Below are 16,558 nucleotides of genomic sequence, written 5' to 3'. Positions count from 1 at the left end.
TTCCTCGGTTGAATCTGCTTCCTCCAGTAGTAAACCACTAAAGTCCGCCATATGGCCGGGCCGGGCGCGGAGCGCCGCGGCGGTAACCCCGCTCGGGTAGCCTGTGAGTGATGACTTTCCTGCCCGGACTCAGCCTCCCCGTACTGCCAACGACGGTGGTGTGGGACGCCGCCATGACGGCGTATAACTTTGGTCCGGGCCACCCGATGGCGCCGGAGCGGCTTGAGCTCACCGAACGGCTGGCCCGGAGCCTGGGCCTGCTGGACCTTGCGCACGTCAGGCTGGCGGCCCCGGAGGTTGCCGATGACGGCGAGCTGACCACTGTCCACAGCCCCGAGTTCGTTGCGGCGGTCCGCCGCGTCAGCGAGGATCCAACGGCATCCGACGAGGCCCACGGGCTGGGCACCGAGGATGACCCGGCCTTCGCGGGAATGCACGAGGCCGCCGCACGCCTCGCCGGGGGATCCCTGCTCGCAGCCAGCTCGATCCTGGACGGCTCAGCGGTGCACGCTGTGAACTTCGGCGGCGGGCTCCACCACGCGTCACGCGACCGGGCCAGCGGTTTCTGCATCTACAACGACGCTGCGCTCGCCATCCGGAAACTGCTCGACGGCGGCGTGCAGCGCGTGGCATACATCGACGTCGACGCCCACCACGGGGACGGGACGCAAAGCATTTTCTGGGACGATCCCCGGGTCCTCACCATCTCCCTGCACGAAACGGGGATGACGCTCTTCCCAGGTACCGGCTTCGCCAACGAGATCGGCGGCCCGAACGCCCTGGGCAGCGCCGTTAACGTTGCCCTCCCGGCCGGCACGGGCGACGCCGGCTGGCTTCGCGCGTTCCACGCGGTGGTTCCGCAGCTGGTCGGGGCCTTTGAACCGGACGTGATCGTGAGCCAGCACGGCTGCGACTCCCACCGCCTGGATCCGCTGACGCACCTCAACGTCAGCGTGGACGGCCAGCGCGAGGCGGCCACCGCCGTCGGGAACCTCGCCGCGCGCCACTGCGACAACCGCTGGATTGCCACCGGCGGCGGCGGGTACCACATCACCGGGGTGGTGCCGCGGACGTGGAGCCACCTGATCGGCATCGCCGCGGGCCGCCCCGTGCCTTTGCGCACGCCGGTGCCGGAAGCGTGGCGGACGTACGTCCACGAGCGGTACGGCACTGCAGCCCCCGCGTTCATGGGCGACGACGCCGACGTCTGGTGGCGGTCGTGGGAGGTCGGGTTCGATCCCAACGACGACGTGGACCGCACCGTGATGGCCACCCGCAAGGAAGTGTTCCCGTTGTACGGCCTGGATCCCTGGTTCGACTGATACGGCTCGGACATGAGCCATCGGATGGGCGAAATAGTAGATGCCATCCGGCGTATATGTCGCTAGGGTTGGACTCATGGTGACAGACGACGTATTTGCCGTCATTGCTGAGGCAACACGGCGTGACATTCTCGCTTCCCTCCGCGAGGGGGACAAAGCAGTGGGGGAGCTGGTCGAGGAGCTCGCCGCCAGCCAGCCCACCATCTCCAAACACCTCAAGGTGCTGCGCGAGGCCGACCTCGTGAGCATGCGCGCGCAGGGCCAGAAACGCTACTACGCGCTCAACCCGAAACCGCTGGCGGGGATCGCCAGCTGGTTGGAAACCTTCGACGTCGGCCCGGCGGCTGCCGCGGCCGAGTCGCCCGAGACCCCGGCCCACGGCGGGTCCGACGAGGAACCGCAGCGCGCGAACGCGCGGCCCCAGAGCGCCGGAACTTCCCGCGCCGCCGCCTCGCCGGCCGCTGCTCCGGCCACGGACGTCCCGGAGGCCTTTGCTGCCGCCGGTTCCGCCGCTGCCGGTCCCGCCGGCACAGCGGCGGCCGCTGCAGAACCTGCCCTCGACGCACCCGGGCGACCCGCCCACGGGCAGCTGAGCCCCGCCGTCGTGGTTCCAGGGGGCGCCGCCCACGACGACACCGTTCCGCAGCAGATCGGACGCACCGTGGGCCGCGGTGCGAAGAAGGCGGCCGACCTCCTGGCCAACCTGCCGAAGTTCGGCCGCAAGAAATAGCCCAAGGGCTGGCCGGCGGCTTACTTGCCGAGGATCCGCACGTGGTCCGGGGTAAGTTCTGAGAGCTTGCTGACGCCGAGCAGGGCCATCGTCCGGGTCATGTCCTTTTCCAGGATCTGGAGGGCGCGGTCCACGCCGGCCCGGCCGCCCGCCATGAGCCCGTACAGGTAGGCGCGGCCAATCAAAGTGAAGTCCGCGCCGAGGGCCAGAGCTGCAATGATGTCCGCGCCGCTCATGATCCCGGTGTCGAGAATGATCGCGGCGTCACTGTTGTCCTTGGTGAAGGCTTCCTTGACGTCCGGGAGCAGGTGGAACGGTATGGGCGCCCGGTCCAGCTGGCGCCCGCCGTGGTTCGAAAGGATCACGCCGTCGGCGCCGTGGTCCACTACCTTGCGCGCGTCTTCCACGGTCTGGATGCCCTTGACCACGAGCTTGCCCTTCCACGTCTCGCGGAGCCAGTCGAGGTCCTCGAAGGTCAGGGTGGGGTCGAACATCGAGTTGATCAGGTCAGCCACCGTGCCCGTGTAGCGGGAGAGCGAGGCGAACGTCAGCGGCTCGTGGGTGAGGAAGTTGAACCACCAGGCCGGGCGGTAGGAGGCATCCAGCACGGTCTTCAGTGTCAGTGCCGGCGGGATGGTCATGCCGTTGCGGACGTCACGGAGCCGGGCGCCGGCGACGGCGGTGTCCACGGTGACCATGAGGGTATCGTTGCCAGCCCTGGCAGCCCGCTCGATCAGCTCAAGGGAGCGGTCCCGGTCCGTCCACAGGTACAGCTGGAACCAGTTGCGCCCGTTGGGCGCCGCCTCGGCAACGTCCTCAATGGACGCGGTGCCCATGGTGGACAGCGTGTAGGGGATGCCGGCGGCTTCGGCTGCCTGCGAGCCGGCGTATTCGCCTTCAGACTGCATCATCCGGGTGAAGCCGGTGGGGGCGATGCCGACCGGGAGCCGTGAGGGCTTGCCCAAAATGTCGGTGCCCAGGTCGATGCTGGAAACATTCCGGAGGATGCCCGGGCGGAACTCGATGTCCAGGAAAGCCTCGCGGGCGCGGCGCAGGGTGATTTCGGCTTCAGCCGCGCCGTCGGTGTAGTCGAAGGGGGCCTTGGGCGTGCGGCGTTTTGCGATATCGCGGAGTTCCCAGATGGTGCTTGCCCTGTTGAGCCGTGCCGCCTTGCTGAACTCGGGCTTCTTGAACTGCATCAGCGGGGCAAGGTCCGAATACTTGGGCACCCGGCGCTTGAGGGCATCGGGTATGCGGGGAGCCTTAGGAGTACTGAGCTCCGTGCCCGCTGGCGCCGTTTCCTTCGGCGTGGTGGGTGCCTCCGGATTGGTCGGTTCAACTGTCTGCGTCATTGCTGCCTCCGAGTGCGGAATCATGTGGTTGGACCACACTCTAGTCCATGTGGTCCAACCACATCAACTAGGATGGGCGCATGCGCACGCACCAACTTGTCATGCAGTGGATCGAGGACCAGCTCTCGGGCGGGCAGCTCGCCGTGGGCGGGCGCCTCCCCGCGGAGCGCAGCCTGGCCGAGCAGCTCGGCGTTTCCCGGACCTCGGTCCGGGAAGCCATCCGCATCCTGGAGGCCATGGGCGTGGTGCGCGCCGGCGTCGGCTCGGGACCCGAGGCCGGGACGGTGGTGATTTCCGACCCGACTGCGGCGCTTGGCTCGGCCCTGCGGCTGCACGTGGCCACCCAGCACCTGCCGGTGTCGGACGTTGTGGAGACCCGCGTGCTGCTTGAGTCCTGGGCTGCGGCCCGGGCGAAGCCTGATGCTCCGGAGCTCCTTCACGCTTCAGAACTGCTCGATGACATGGACGCCGCCGGGCCGGGAGTGGACGAATTCCTGGCCCTCGATGTCCGCTTCCACATTGCGCTCGCCGACGCCGCAGGAAACGCCGTGGTCAGCGCCATGATGGGGTCCCTGCGCGAAGCCATCCAGGGCTACGCCGCGAAGCTGACGGCGAACCTTCCCGACTGGGATGCAACCGCTGCCCGGCTGCGCTCGGAGCACAGGGAGATTCTGGAAGCCATCAGGAACGGCGACGGCGGCCGCGCAGCAGAGCTGGTTGCCGCCCACATCGAGGGGTACTACAAAGAATCCGGTCTTGGGCGCGGCCACGGCTGACAGTTCGCCCATAAGGCAGCTCGCCAGACGAAAGTTCGCCCAGAAGACATCTCGCCCAGAAGACAGTTGGCGGCAGTGTTCACGACGGACACTGCCGCCAATTGTCATGGCAGGGAAAGGCTGGCTAGCGGACCTCGATCTCCAGTTCCTGGAAGTCGTCGGCCGCGTGCCGGCCCACCAGCAGCCGGAACGCCCCGCGCTCAAACTGCCATCCGCCGTCGTAATGGCCGAACGCCCTGGCGGGGATCCGGACCTCGACGCTGCCTGTGCCGCCGGCGGCGAGATGCGTCCCGGCATAGCCTGCAAGCCAGCGGACCGGGCGCTCCACTGCGGAGTCCGCACGGGCAATGTAGACCTGCACCACTTCGCGGCCCGTCCGGGCTCCGGTGTTGCGGACCGGAACGTTGACCACCACGTCCTGGCCGGCGGAAACGGACTGCGGCGCGTGCGCACGGCCAAGCTCGAACGCGGTGTAGCCCAGGCCGAAGCCGAACGGCAGCAGGGGCGCGGCACCGCCGGCGGCTTCCTGCTTGAGCCAGGCGCGGTATCCGACGTGAATGCCCTCGGAGTACACCACCTTGCCGTCCACGGGTGTGGTGCTGAGAACCGGCACGTCCTCAAGCGCGGCGGGCCAGGTGGTGGGCAGGCGGCCGCCTGGTTCCTCCTTGCCGAGCAGGATGTCCGCCACCGCGGAGCCAAACTCCTGGCCGCCGAACCAGCCGAGCAGCACAGCGCCGACCTTGTCGATCCACGGCATCAGCACGGGAGAACCGGAATTGACCACCACAACGGTGCGTGGATTGACGGCGGCCACAGCTTCGACGAGCTCGTTCTGGTGACCCGGCAGGTCCAGGTCCTTGCGGTCGAATCCCTCGGACTCGATGGCCGCGTTGGTGCCCACAACCACCACGGCGACGTCCGACGTGCGGGCGTCTTCGACTGCGGCCCGGATCTCCGCCTGGGGATCATCGACGACGGTTTCCTCGCCGAGCAGGATGGCGATGAGCGGGATCTCCTGCTGCTGCGGCAACTCGTAGAGAGCCTCGAGGGCCGTGCGCTGGCCCGCCGTGGTCTCGATGGCATGAACTGTCTGGGGCGGATCGAAGAGGGCGGCTCCGAGGACATCGGTGTCGTCCTCCAGTTCTCCGCTGAACACGTCCGCGCCGTCGACCGACAGCCGGATGCGGCCTACCGTGCCCACCCCCACGTGATGGGTGCCGGCAGTTTCAGCAGTCCATTCGGTCTGCATCCGGACGAAGGCCGTGCCGTCCGGAATGCCGACGCCGAACCAGATGAGGTGCGAGGCCAGCCGGTCCTCGCCGGAGATCTCCCTGCTGTCGGCGTCAAGGAAGGTCACGCGCATCCCCGGGACGCCGCTGACCGGATTGTGAAGGGACCTCCGGGCAAATGGCTGGAGTCCCTCGGCAACCTTGGCGCCGCGTGCAAAGGTGACGGCAACATCGCCCGGCAATGCCTTTCGGAGGCCTTCCAGCGGTGAGACGTTGTACCTGGGCATGACCGTGGCGCTGCCGCCGCCCTGCGTTCGGGCCTCTTCGGCGTTGTGGCCGATCACTGCCACGCTGGTCAACGACGAAGCGTCGAGGGGGAGGAGGCCGCCTTCATTGCGGACCAGCACGGCGCCGCGGACGGCCACCTCGCGGGCCACCTGGGCGCCGTCGAGTGCTCGGGGGAACTCCGTGACGGCGGGCTCGAAGCCCGCAAGCGAACCGACACGGGCGGCCAGGCGCAGGATCCGCGTGGCCTTTTCCAGGATCGCCTCCCGGCTGACGCTGCCGTCGTGGACGGCGGCAATCAGTCTTGCGCCCCAGTGGCCCACCGGTCCGGGCATCTCGAGGTCCTGGTGCGCGTTCGCAGCAGCCACGGACCGGACGCCGGTCCAGTCGGAGACCACGACGCCGTCAAAGCCCCACTCGGTGGAGAGCGGTGTTTCGAGGAGCTTGTTCTCGCTTGCGGTGGTGCCGTTGATGGAGTTGTAGGAGCTCATGACCAGCCAGGCGCGGGCCTCGGTGATGGCGTCCTCGAAGGCGGCAAGGTACAGCTCGCGGAGGGGGCGCTCGTCCACTACGGAGTCCGACGTGAAGCGTTCAGTTTCGGCCTCGTTGGCCAGGTAGTGCTTCGGGGTGGCGCCGACGCCCATGGACTGCACCCCGGACACGTAGCCGGCGGCCATGGTGGCAGTTAGGCGGGGGTCCTCGCTCATGCACTCGAAGTGCCGGCCGCCCAGCGGTGAGCGGTGCAGGTTAATGGTGGGGCCGAGCACGGCGTGGACGCCCTTGCGACGCGCCTCCTGGCCCAGCACCTGGCCGTAGCGGCGGGCCATGTCCACGCTCCAGGTTGCGGAAAGGGCGGACGACGACGGCAGCGAGACGGAATCGTGCCGCTCGTCGAAGTCTTCGCCGCGGACACCGGCGGGGCCGTCGGAGAGCACGATGCGCTCGAGGCCGATTTCCGGCAGGGCGTGCGTGGACCAGACGTCCGCGCCGGTGAGGAGCCTGACCTGCTGCTCCAGGCTCAGGCTTGCGGCGAGCTCGCGCAGGCGGGCCTCGGCGGACGGGTCCAAGGGTGCATCCAGCGGCGCGTCTGCGGGGCTGGCTGCAGACTCGTCGGATGCGCCGGGCTTCTGCGTCGAGAGTGTGGGGTTCATTTACTTGACTCCTTTGATGCGGGTTACGAGGACGGCGCCGATGATTCCGACGACGGCACCGCCGAGGAACAGGGCTGTGTAGCCGCCGAGCGCGATGACGGGGAAGGCGACAGCCGGAACAAGGGACTGGGGGAGTGCCTGGGCGATGTTGAAGACGCCGAAGGTCTTGGCGTTCTCAGTCTGTGTGCCGGGAAGCAGGTCGGCGATCAGGGCGACGTCGACGGCACCGAAGCAACCGAGGCCCAGGCCGACGATTGCCTGTCCCACCATGACCTGGTCTGTGCTGGAACTCGTGGCGATGATGATGAGGCCCGCCATCATGATGAGGGCGGAGGCGATGACGAGGGCCTTGCGCTTGCCGATCCTGTCGCTGATCCACCCTCCGGCAAGGCTCGTGACCACGGTGCCCGCCGAGCTGACGAGGGTTGCCTGAAACACCAGGCTGGCGATGCTCTCCTCTGCAACGTGGAGCTGGTCGGCAAAGAAATAGGGAAGGTAGAGCAGTGCGGCGCAGTAGCCCACGTAGACCATGAACTTGGTGAGCCAGGCCCAGCCGAGGCCGGGATGGATGCGGGGGTTGAAGTGGAAGGATCCCAACACTTCCTTCAGGTTCAGTGGCGCGGGCTTCTCGGTGAGGACGCGGTCCTTGAAGGTGAAGGCGAATCCGATCGCCACTGCCGTGCCCACGATGCCCGGGACGATGGCCATCTGGAAGGCGTTGTCGAACAATTGCGCGAAGTAGGCACCGGACACGAGTCCGATGGACAGGGTCATTCCGATCAGGCCGGACAGCCGGCCACGCTCCTGGGGTGCGGCCTGGTCAGGAAGTGTGGCCACGAGCGCGGCCAGCGCCGCGTTGAAACCGAGCTGCGCCACGATCCAGGCCACCAGCACCCCGGACACGTCCGCGGCCACACCCAGGAGGAACAGCGCACCCAGGCCGACAAGTGAACCGCCGATGATCCACGGCTTGCGCATGCCGAACCTGGACGTCGTGCGGTCGCTCAGCCGGCCGATGAGCGGATTGGCCAGCAGTGCCACAACGGCTCCGACGCCGGCCACGAGGCTCAGTGCGCCAGCCCGGGTGTCCGGCGTGGTGATCTCGGAAACCTTGATGGCGAGCACCACGATGGCAGGCGCGAGCAGCGCCATCCACAGGCCCGCGCTGGCGATCGGCATGCCGATGACGTAGGCGCGCGGTGCTTTGGTGACTGAAGGGCGGGGTGATGGGGACGGGGCGGCCAGAGCCGCGGAATCTTGGGTAATGGTCGTGACGGCCACGTTGCCTCCTGACGAAAAGTGACCCTCCGTTGGGTCTTCGAGAAATAGCGTACAAGTAAAAACCAAGTCTGACTAGGTTTTGCCTAAGGTGACATGGCCGGACGTGAAATAAACTGGCGGGATGTCTAAAACGAAGCCCCGCGGGCCGTATGCAAAAGGCGCGGAACGCCGTGAGCAGATCGTCCAGACGGCCACCGACGTGTTTGCCACCGAAGGCTTTGAAGGCACGGCCCTCAAGCGGGTGGCGGAGCTGGTGGGCGTCAAGGAGGCCACCCTGTTCCACTACTTCACCGGCAAGCAGGAACTCCTGACTGCGGTACTCGCCGAGCGCGACCGCCGCAGCCGGGAGCTGGGCAGCACCGGGGAAATCGGCTTGGCGGCGCTGGTGCCCGTCGCGGCACGGAACCGCGAGGCCCCTGGGCTGACCACGCTGTATGCCGTGGCATCAGCTACGGCAAATGATCCAGGGCATGCTTCCCATGGCTATTTCCAAGACAGGTACGCCCGGTTGGTCGAGGAGCTCGCGGCGGATATCGGGCACAAGCAGCAGTCCGGGGAGGTCCGGTCGGACGTTGCGGCCGAGTCCCTGGCGCGCCTGGTCATTGCGGCCTTCGACGGGCTGCAGCTGCAGTGGCTGTATGACAAGAATGTGGACATGGCGCAGGGGCTGGGGGAACTCATCGGCGTCCTGCTCGCCCCGCAGGCGTCCTAGTTCGCCCCGACCGAGTTTTTTTAGTTTTTGGCCGGTCCCGTACTGCCGCGGACCTCCACCTGCGGCCGGAAGATATTCACGGCATCCTGGGAGCTTTCGTTTCGGATCAGCGCACGCAGGCGCTGCCAGGCCTGAGCGCCGAGCTCCGTGATGGGCACCGCCGCCGTGGTCAGGGGCGGGGTGGTGTACCTGGCGAACTGGATGTCGTCAAAGCCTGTCACTGAGATATCCTCGGGCACCCGGACGCCGCGCTCGTGCAGTCCGCTGAGCAGGCCCATTGCCACAAGGTCGTTGAATGCCAGCACGCTGGTGCCGCCGCTGGCCAGCACGGCATCCACTGCACCGTGCCCGGCCTCGAAATTTGAACCGCCGTCAATCATCTGGAGTTCGATGCCGGGGTGCCCGGCCTGGAATTTCTCGAGCCCTTGCACGCGCAACGCGTTGGAGGCGCTGCGTGACGGGCCTGAGAGGAAGACAATCCGGGTGTGGCCTAGTTCCACGAGGTGCTCGGCCAGCTCCTGGATTCCCTGGCCATAATCCACCATGAGGCTGGGGACCCTGCTTTCGGTGGTGGTGCGGTTGATCAGCACCATTGGTTGCAGCGACGGCGCCAGCTCCACGAGTTCGGCATCCCCCATGCGCGGTGCGCAAAGCACCAGACCGTCGCACCGCCGTCGAGCCTCTCCGGCCAGGATGGCCTCCTCGCTGGAGACTTCGGAGGAATCGGCGATCAGCACGCGGTAACCATCCTGGGCAGCGGCCATGCTGAGTCCGCGGAGGATGGCCTGGAATGTGGGGTTGGCCAGGTCCGGCACCACGATGCCGATGGTGTCGGTCTTTCCCAGTGCGAGGCTGCGGCCCACCGGGTTTGGCTGGTAGTTCAGCTCGGCGGCCGCCTCCCGGACCCGGGTGGCGATGGCAGGGTCCACCGTGAAGTTGCCGTTCATGACACGCGAAACCGTCGCGTGCGACACCCCCGCCTTCAACGCGACGTCGGCTATGCCGATCCGGCGAGTGGTTGATCTCCGGCCCATGTGGCCCCTTCCCTGGCTGGCAACATCAGATCCCGCCGGAGCTGCGGATATTTGGTTGACGCACCTGCTGATCACTTGATACAAAGCATATAACGCAATGAGAAAACGCTTTCTCATTCGATTCTTCCCATCCCAGGCCAGCCAGTCAACCGGTTGGCACCTCTGCCTTTCGAAAGGGCCAATCCATGGTCAACGTCGATACCGCCGGTGAAACGCCCGCGCTGGCTGAGACCTCCGGCACTGCAGCGGGTGGTGAGCGCCCGGCGCGCACCCGTTTCGCCCTCGTCGGCACCGGATCCCGCTCGGAAATGTATGTCCGCGCCATTCTGGGCCAGCACGCCGACGTGGCCGAACTCGTGGCCCTCAGCGACGTCAATCCCGGCCGGGTGCAGTATTTCCAGGACCTGGCCAGCGAGCTGGTTGGCGGAAAGCCGAAACCCCTGGCCACCTTTGAACCGTCCAGGCTCTCTGAGTTCATCGCTGATCACGACATTGCGCGTGTCATCATCACCACGCCCGACCACACGCACGCCGACTTCATCGTCACCGTGCTGGAGGCGGGAGCCGACGTCGTGGTGGAGAAGCCGCTGACCATCGACGCCGAAGGCTGCCGGCGCATCACCGCGGCTGTGTCGAAGACCGGACGCAACGTGGTGGTGACGTTCAACTACCGCTACTCGCCCCGGAACAGCGCCCTCAAAGAAGTCATTCAGAGCGGAGTGCTCGGCAAGGTCACTTCGGTGGACTTTTCGTGGATGCTGGACACGGTCCATGGCGCGGACTACTTCCGCCGCTGGCACCGCGAGAAGGCCAACTCCGGCGGGCTCCTCATCCACAAAGCCTCGCACCACTTCGACCTCGTGAACTGGTGGATCGACGATGTCCCTGTGCGCGTCTTCGCTTCGGGCGGCCTGAAGTTCTACGGCGACAAGAATGCAGGCGAGCGGGGCCTGGGCGTCCGGCCGGAACGCGGCACCCCAAGTCCCACAGCAGGCAATCCCGACGCCGGCATCCCCGCCACGGGAGGCGCCGCCACGGGAGGCGCCGCCACGGGAGGCGCCGCCACGGGCCGCGAGGCCGGCGCCGACCCCTTCCTCCTGGACCTTCGCGAGGACGAAAAGCTGCGGGAGCTCTACTACCAGAATGAGCGCTATGACGGCTACCGCCGTGACCAGGACGTCTTTACCGCCGGAATCACCATCGAGGACAACCTCGCTGTCGTGGTGGATTACGACGGCGGGCCAACGTTGAGCTATTCGCTCAACGCCCACAGCCCCTGGGAAGGGTACCGGGTGGCCATCAACGGCACTGAAGGCCGGGCCGAGCTGGAGGTGGTGGAGCGGTCCGCCGTGCTGCACAGCAACGACAAGAAGACCGCGGTGGACCCAAGCGCCACACCGGTCGAGGAGGACGACGCTGTCCGCCGCAATGGTGAGCGACTGGTGGTACAGCGCCACTGGGAAGCTGCCTACGAGGTGCCGATCATCAACGGCGAGGGCGGCCACGGCGGGGGCGACATCCTGCTCCTCTCGGACCTTTTCAACGGTCCTGGCGCGGATCCGCTGGGCCGTCCCTCCGGTTACCGGGACGGACTCCGCTCAGTATCCGTGGGCATTGCCGGAAATGAATCCCTGGCCACGTCCGTCCCCGTCCGCATTGACGAGCTCAACCTCGGCGCAGACCTCCGCCGCGGCCGCTGAGCCGGCGGACCACAAGTTAGGAAAATCGATGAGGATTTTAGTTACCGGCGGCGCAGGCCGTTTGGGACGCAGCGTTGTTGAAGGCCTTGCCGGGGCCGGCCACGATGTCATCTCAGTTGACCGGGACGCCGTGCCCGCAGACCGGCTGCCCGCCGGCGCCGTTCAGCTTACCGCTGACCTTCTGGCGCCGGGGGAGGCCCTGCGCCTGGTGCGGGACTCAGCGCCCGACGCCGTCATCCACCTCGCGGCGATTGCCATACCTTTCAGCGCGCCAGAGGACGTCATCTTCGGCACCAACACACGGCTCGCCTACGCCGTTCTCAGCGCCGCCACGGAAGCGGGGGTCCCGAAAATCGTCACCGCGAGCAGCCCGACCGTGCTTGGTTACGGTTCACCTGCCGGCTGGCTGCCGGATGCCTTCCCGCTGGACGAGGACACAACACCCAAACCCTGGAACGCCTACGCTCTGTCCAAGCTAATCGCCGAACAGACGGTGCAGATGTTTGCGCGGCGCAGGGCGGAAGGATCCGGTACGCCGCGTTCCGTCCCTGTTTCGTGATCTCGCCCGAGGAGTGGGAGGGCGCGCCAACCCAGCAGGGCCATACACTGGCCGAGCGGCTGGCCGACCCCGTTCTCGCCGCACCCGCTCTGTTCAACTACGTCGATGCCCGCGACGTGGCCGATTTCCTGGGCCTGCTCCTGCAAAAAATGGACTCCATCCCCAACGGCCAGACGTTCTTTGTGGGCGCGGCAGACGCCCTCGCCACCGAGCCCCTGGCGGAACTCATCCCGCGTTTCCTCCCCGGCAGTGCCGGACTGGCAGCAGCCCTGACCGGCACGCGCCCTGCTTTTTCCATCGCAAAAGCCCGGGAACTGCTCGGCTGGGAGCCCACACGGAGCTGGCGGACGGAACTGAGAAATCCAGCACTAGGAAACCCAGGACTAGGAAACCCAGCACTAGGAAACCCAGCCCCACCACGACTCAACGATGAGGCCCCCACGGCCATGGCCACGGCAGGGACAGGACTCAAGGAGACACCGTGAAGTTCGACGGCGTACTTTTCTTCCCCGTCACCCCGTTCGCCCCCGACGGCACCGTGGACGTGGCCGTCCTGAAGGAACACATCAGCTCCCGGCTGCCGTTCGGACCCGGTGGAGTATTCGCCGCCTGCGGCACGGGCGAGTTCCACGCGCTGGGCGTCGACGAAGTGGGCACTGTGGTGGCAGCCGCCGTCGAGGTCGTTGCCGGCCGGGTGCCGGTCGTTGCCGGAGCGGGCGGACCGCTGGGGCACGCCACTTCGGCAACCCGGGCTGCCGAAGTGGCCGGCGCCGACGGACTTGGCTTCAGCTTCAGGTAGTCAACGCTTAGTTACTCAACGCGGGCGCCGCAGCAGACCCGGTGAGCTGACCGCCGTCGTCACTCCGCGGCAGCGGATCCAAATGGCTGATACCGGCCGGGGTGACCTGCAGAACCTGGGCTGTGGCAATGTCGTAGAACAGCCCTGTGAGGTGCAGCTCGCCGGACCGGAGTGCCGCCTGCACGTCGGCATGGCGCTGCAGTTGCTCAAGCTGGACGGCCACGTTGACCATTGCCAGTTGGTCCACCTCTCCATATCCCGCGTTTGCCGCGGCAGCCTGTACCGGATGGCCGGCGCGGAATGCGGCCAGGCTGGGCCGGGCGTGATCGAGCCAGGCGTCGACGGGGCTGCGCCCGGCCTCTTCCCGACCGTCACCGGCCTTCGTGTCCCAACCCGCGGCGGGCTCAGCCAGCAGGGCCGTCATGGCACCGCAGCCTGAGTGCCCGCAGATGACCACGGACCTGACGGAAAGTTCGTTGAGCGCGAAGTCCAGAGCTGCTTCAACCGAGGGATCGAGCCGGTCGTTTCCCACCACGTTGCCGACGTTCCGGACGGTGAACAGGTCGCCGGGGCCGCTGCTCGTGATCAGGTTCGGCACCAGCCGGGAATCTGCGCAGGTCAGGAACAAGGTGTCGGGGTTCTGGGCTGTGGACAGTTCCTGCACGTGGGGACGGAGCAGGTGCGCGTGGCGCCGGTGGTAGTTGTCCACGCCCTCGAGTACCGGACGCAGCGGAGCTGGAGCCTCGGCCGCCGCGCCCGCGTGGGCCGGCCGTTCATGCTGCTGCCAGCTGCGCCACGGGGCAAAGCCGCCGCGGAGGGCGGAACGCGAGCTGCCACGCGCCGGAGGGCCGGCCTGGGCATCGTGCAGTGTGGCTGTACCGCTTTCCTCGATCTTCACGGTGCCGCCGTTGCTGACGTGCCGCCGGCGCCAGGCCTCCAGGGTGTCGTGGACCGGGTGATCAAGGAAGTCCACCTCAAGCTCCACGGTCACGTGCGACTCCGACGGGACTGAAGCCAGCACATGGCTCAGGCGGGGAAGGGAGAGGAAGCTGCAGGAGCCGTCAATGATCACCCGCCAGCGCCGTTCGTCCCTCTCGCCCAAGGGTTCCGCGTGGATGCTGGCCCGGACCACGCGCCACAGGACGAGCGCCACGGCCAGGGCGAGCCCGGTGAGCACGCCTGCGAGGAGGTTGACGAACACCACAGTGAGAAGCGTGACGGCATACACCGCCAGGTCGCCGGTCATGCGGGCGGTCTTGAAGTCAGCCACCTTCACCAGCCGCATGCCGATAATGATGAGCAGGCCAGCGAGGACGGCCACCGGAACCAGTTCGATAACCCCCGCAAGAAGGAGCGAGAAGACGAGGACCCAGATGCCGTGAAGGACGGCCGACTTGCGGGTCCGTGCCCCTGCTTCAAGGTTTGTCGCGCTGCGCACGATCACACCAGTGACGGGCAGGCCGCCCAGCATTCCGGACGTTACGTTCGCGGCTCCCTGGCCGAGGAGTTCACGGTTGAAATCCGTCCGGGCGCCGTGGTGCATCCTGTCCACGGCGACGGCGGAGAGCAGCGACTCCACACTTGCTACCAGGGCGATAGTAATGACGCCGACCGCAACGGCCCCCCAGTGTCCGCCCGGCAGCTGAGGCAACGACACTGCGTCCAGCAGCGACCCGTCAAAGGTGATCCGGTCGACGTCGGACTTGAAAGGCAGTGACAGCGCCGTGGCGGCGACCACTGCCACCAGTGGCGCGGGGACCCGGCGCACGGCGGCCGGCATGTGCTTCCAGCCGAGCACAAGGAGGATGACGGTGACGCCGAGGACAGCGGCCTGGTGGTCCAGCGAGGCGATGGTGGACGGAAGGGCCTTGACGTTCTGCCATGCTGATTCGCCGGCCTCGGCGCCGAGCATGACATGCGCCTGCTGCAGGACGATGATGATGCCGATTCCGGCCAGCATGGCGTGGACGACGACGGGGGCGATGGCCAGTGCCACGCGGCCAACCCGTGCAAAGCCGAGCAGGGCCTGAAGAACTCCGGCGGCCGCGGTGATGGCGCAGGTGGCTGGCCAGCCGAACTGGTCGATGAGACCGGCGACGATGACGGTGAGTCCTGCGGCCGGGCCGCTGACCTGCAGGGGCGATCCGCCGAGGGTGCCGGCCACGATGCCTCCGATGGCTGCAGCGATCAGGCCGGCCATAACCGGGGCGCCGGAGGCCGCGGCGATGCCAAGCGACAGCGGAACCGCGACGAGGAACACCACCAGGGACGCTGGCAAGTCCCAGCGGAGTCCGGATGTGAGGACGGTTCGTAGGGGAATTCGGCTTCCGGTGTGTAGGGGGATTGGATCCGTGGCGGCTGTTGAGGGCATTTCAGTCCTTGGCTCGTTTGGCGGGTCCTTGTCCACGCTATTGATGCCGCTGTGAGGGCCGCAAGGGTCTCCATCGTGAGAAGAAACACCCGAGTGAACCCGTAAACCGGGGCTTAATAAAGTGTGAACGGCTCCTTTTGACGTGATGAGAGGCGCCGCCACCTCGGGTTCGGTGAAGGCGCCTTCATCGCTTGCCCGATGGCTTCCTGCCGTGGTTCCGGGGTGGACGGCAGATGAGGAGTAGGCGCATGGGGATGGTGGGGCTTCGCCTCGGAATTCAGGAACAAAATCAAGTCAAGTTAGTAATTCAGCTCATCTGACGGTTCCCTGCCGCAAAAAAATTCTGCCCGTGCCTGGCTTCGCAGCCGCAAAATGAGCTTCACAACTGCAGCGTCAGCGGTCTTTCGATGCCGTCAGCCGGAGCGGACGGCCAGCGCGGTTGTGCAGTCAGGACATTGAGCCCGTTGCCGGTCAGCTGGATGGTGTCCTCGATTTTCACGCCCGGACCGGACGGGTTCCAAGTGAAGGGCCGGTTGACCACCACGGCATCCTCTGCGCCTCCCGTGACCCGGATCGCGCCCGGCATACCCTGCCGGACCGCCTTGGTGATGCAGTTCCCACTGCTCCGGACCGAAGCCGTGGCGCACGTAAGCGGACTGGATTTCCGTGAATATGCCGGCCAGCCGGGCCCCCTGGCACCGTGGTAGCGAAGACGTCCGCGTCGACTGCAGCGATTCTGGCCTCAGCGTCCCGTTCCTCGGGGCTGGACGCATCGAAGCGGACCCAGCGGGTCGCATTGGCCACGAGGCCATCACGCCTGGCGCAGGCCACCAGCATTGCCCTGCGGCCAATCGGTAAGCGGCGAAGCTTTGGGCTGGGTGCCGGGTGGGCAGCGTTTTATGTTCGGTGGTGGTGGTTGCGTCGGGGTTTTTGGGTGGGGTCGATGTGGGGTGGGGGGATGAACCAGGGGATGCCGGTGGTGATGTGGATTTGCCATTGTTCTTTGTGGATGAGGTGGTGGTGGTGGGTGCAGAGGAGGACGCCGTTGTCGGTGTTGGTGGGTCCGCCGTGTGACCAGTAGGTGGTGTGGTGGGCTTCGCACCAGGGGGCGGGGATGGTGCAGGTGGGGAAGGCGCAGCCTTGGTCGCGGGCGGTGAGGGCTTTGCGGAGGTGGGGTGGGAAGATCCGGGTGGTGCGGCCGATGTCCAGGATGCGGCCTTGGCTGCCGAGGAGGATGGGGATGATGTCGGCGTCGCA

At 66.9% G+C, this 16,558-nt stretch carries 11 protein-coding genes and 3 pseudogenes; 7 read left to right on the top strand and 7 right to left on the bottom strand.

Annotation, left to right across the window (positions count from 1 at the left end):
* Nucleotides 1-110: 110 nt before the first annotated feature.
* Together AC1DDG_RS16775 and AC1DDG_RS16770 are read left to right on the top strand one after the other, a co-directional pair.
* On the top strand, nucleotides 111-1,322 hold the full coding sequence (locus AC1DDG_RS16775; RefSeq protein WP_476876924.1) for an acetoin utilization protein AcuC: 1,212 nt from the start codon (nucleotides 111-113) through the stop codon (nucleotides 1,320-1,322).
* Nucleotides 1,323-1,398: 76 nt separating this feature from the next.
* On the top strand, nucleotides 1,399-2,052 hold the full coding sequence (locus AC1DDG_RS16770) for an ArsR/SmtB family transcription factor (protein WP_476876923.1): 654 nt from the start codon (nucleotides 1,399-1,401) through the stop codon (nucleotides 2,050-2,052).
* Nucleotides 2,053-2,072: 20 nt separating this feature from the next.
* Here the strand turns inward: AC1DDG_RS16770 and AC1DDG_RS16765 are convergent, their stop codons facing one another.
* Nucleotides 2,073-3,404, bottom strand: coding sequence for an alpha-hydroxy acid oxidase (locus AC1DDG_RS16765; protein WP_476876922.1), 1,332 nt, complete (start codon nucleotides 3,402-3,404; stop codon nucleotides 2,073-2,075).
* Between the two features lie 80 nt (nucleotides 3,405-3,484).
* On the opposite strand from AC1DDG_RS16765, the gene AC1DDG_RS16760 reads away from it, so the two are divergent.
* Nucleotides 3,485-4,180, top strand: a complete 696-nt coding sequence (locus AC1DDG_RS16760) for a FadR/GntR family transcriptional regulator (RefSeq protein WP_476876921.1) — start codon at nucleotides 3,485-3,487, stop codon at nucleotides 4,178-4,180.
* Nucleotides 4,181-4,304: 124 nt separating this feature from the next.
* Here AC1DDG_RS16760 and AC1DDG_RS16755 read toward each other — a convergent pair whose 3' ends face one another.
* Both AC1DDG_RS16755 and AC1DDG_RS16750 read right to left on the bottom strand, forming a co-directional pair.
* Nucleotides 4,305-6,845 carry a beta-glucosidase gene (locus AC1DDG_RS16755; protein WP_476876920.1) on the bottom strand — a complete coding sequence of 847 codons (2,541 nt, stop codon included), beginning with the start codon at nucleotides 6,843-6,845 and terminating at the stop codon, nucleotides 4,305-4,307.
* Nucleotides 6,846-8,126: an MFS transporter gene (locus tag AC1DDG_RS16750; RefSeq protein ID WP_476876919.1), complete on the bottom strand. Its 1,281-nt coding sequence runs from the start codon at nucleotides 8,124-8,126 to the stop codon at nucleotides 6,846-6,848.
* 121 nt (nucleotides 8,127-8,247) lie between these two features.
* Between AC1DDG_RS16750 and AC1DDG_RS16745 the strand changes: the two genes are divergently transcribed.
* Entirely contained in the window at nucleotides 8,248-8,838 is a 591-nt protein-coding gene (locus AC1DDG_RS16745) for a TetR/AcrR family transcriptional regulator (RefSeq protein ID WP_476876918.1), read from the top strand.
* A gap of 20 nt (nucleotides 8,839-8,858) precedes the next feature.
* Here the strand turns inward: AC1DDG_RS16745 and AC1DDG_RS16740 are convergent, their stop codons facing one another.
* Nucleotides 8,859-9,872 (bottom strand): LacI family DNA-binding transcriptional regulator, encoded by a 1,014-nt coding sequence (locus AC1DDG_RS16740; protein WP_476876917.1) that lies wholly within the window; start codon nucleotides 9,870-9,872, stop codon nucleotides 8,859-8,861.
* 185 nt (nucleotides 9,873-10,057) lie between these two features.
* Between AC1DDG_RS16740 and AC1DDG_RS16735 the strand changes: the two genes are divergently transcribed.
* The 3 genes and pseudogenes from AC1DDG_RS16735 to AC1DDG_RS16725 all read left to right on the top strand — a co-directional run.
* The gene (locus AC1DDG_RS16735) at nucleotides 10,058-11,572 is read left to right on the top strand and encodes a Gfo/Idh/MocA family protein (RefSeq protein ID WP_476876916.1); all 1,515 of its coding nucleotides are present in this window, start codon (nucleotides 10,058-10,060) and stop codon (nucleotides 11,570-11,572) included.
* A gap of 28 nt (nucleotides 11,573-11,600) precedes the next feature.
* Nucleotides 11,601-12,616 (top strand): annotated as a pseudogene (locus tag AC1DDG_RS16730) (NAD-dependent epimerase/dehydratase family protein).
* Nucleotides 12,613-12,912: pseudogene (locus tag AC1DDG_RS16725) on the top strand (dihydrodipicolinate synthase family protein); the annotation flags it as partial. The pseudogenes AC1DDG_RS16730 and AC1DDG_RS16725, both read left to right, overlap by 4 nt.
* 25 nt (nucleotides 12,913-12,937) lie before the next feature.
* Here the strand turns inward: AC1DDG_RS16725 and AC1DDG_RS16720 are convergent.
* From AC1DDG_RS16720 to AC1DDG_RS16710, 3 genes and pseudogenes are all read right to left on the bottom strand, one after another.
* Nucleotides 12,938-15,301, bottom strand: coding sequence for a SulP family inorganic anion transporter (locus AC1DDG_RS16720; protein ID WP_476876915.1), 2,364 nt, complete (start codon nucleotides 15,299-15,301; stop codon nucleotides 12,938-12,940).
* Nucleotides 15,302-15,680: 379 nt separating this feature from the next.
* Nucleotides 15,681-16,159: pseudogene (locus tag AC1DDG_RS16715) on the bottom strand (M24 family metallopeptidase); the annotation flags it as partial.
* A 39-nt stretch (nucleotides 16,160-16,198) separates the two neighbouring features.
* Nucleotides 16,199-16,558: HNH endonuclease signature motif containing protein (locus AC1DDG_RS16710; protein WP_476876914.1), on the bottom strand; the 360-nt coding region annotated here is incomplete at its 5' end.

It is taken from the genome of Arthrobacter sp. 10L430, from assembly GCF_056395245.1.
Note: the sequence above shows the minus strand (reverse complement) of the source record. Positions and strands in the feature narration are given on the sequence as shown.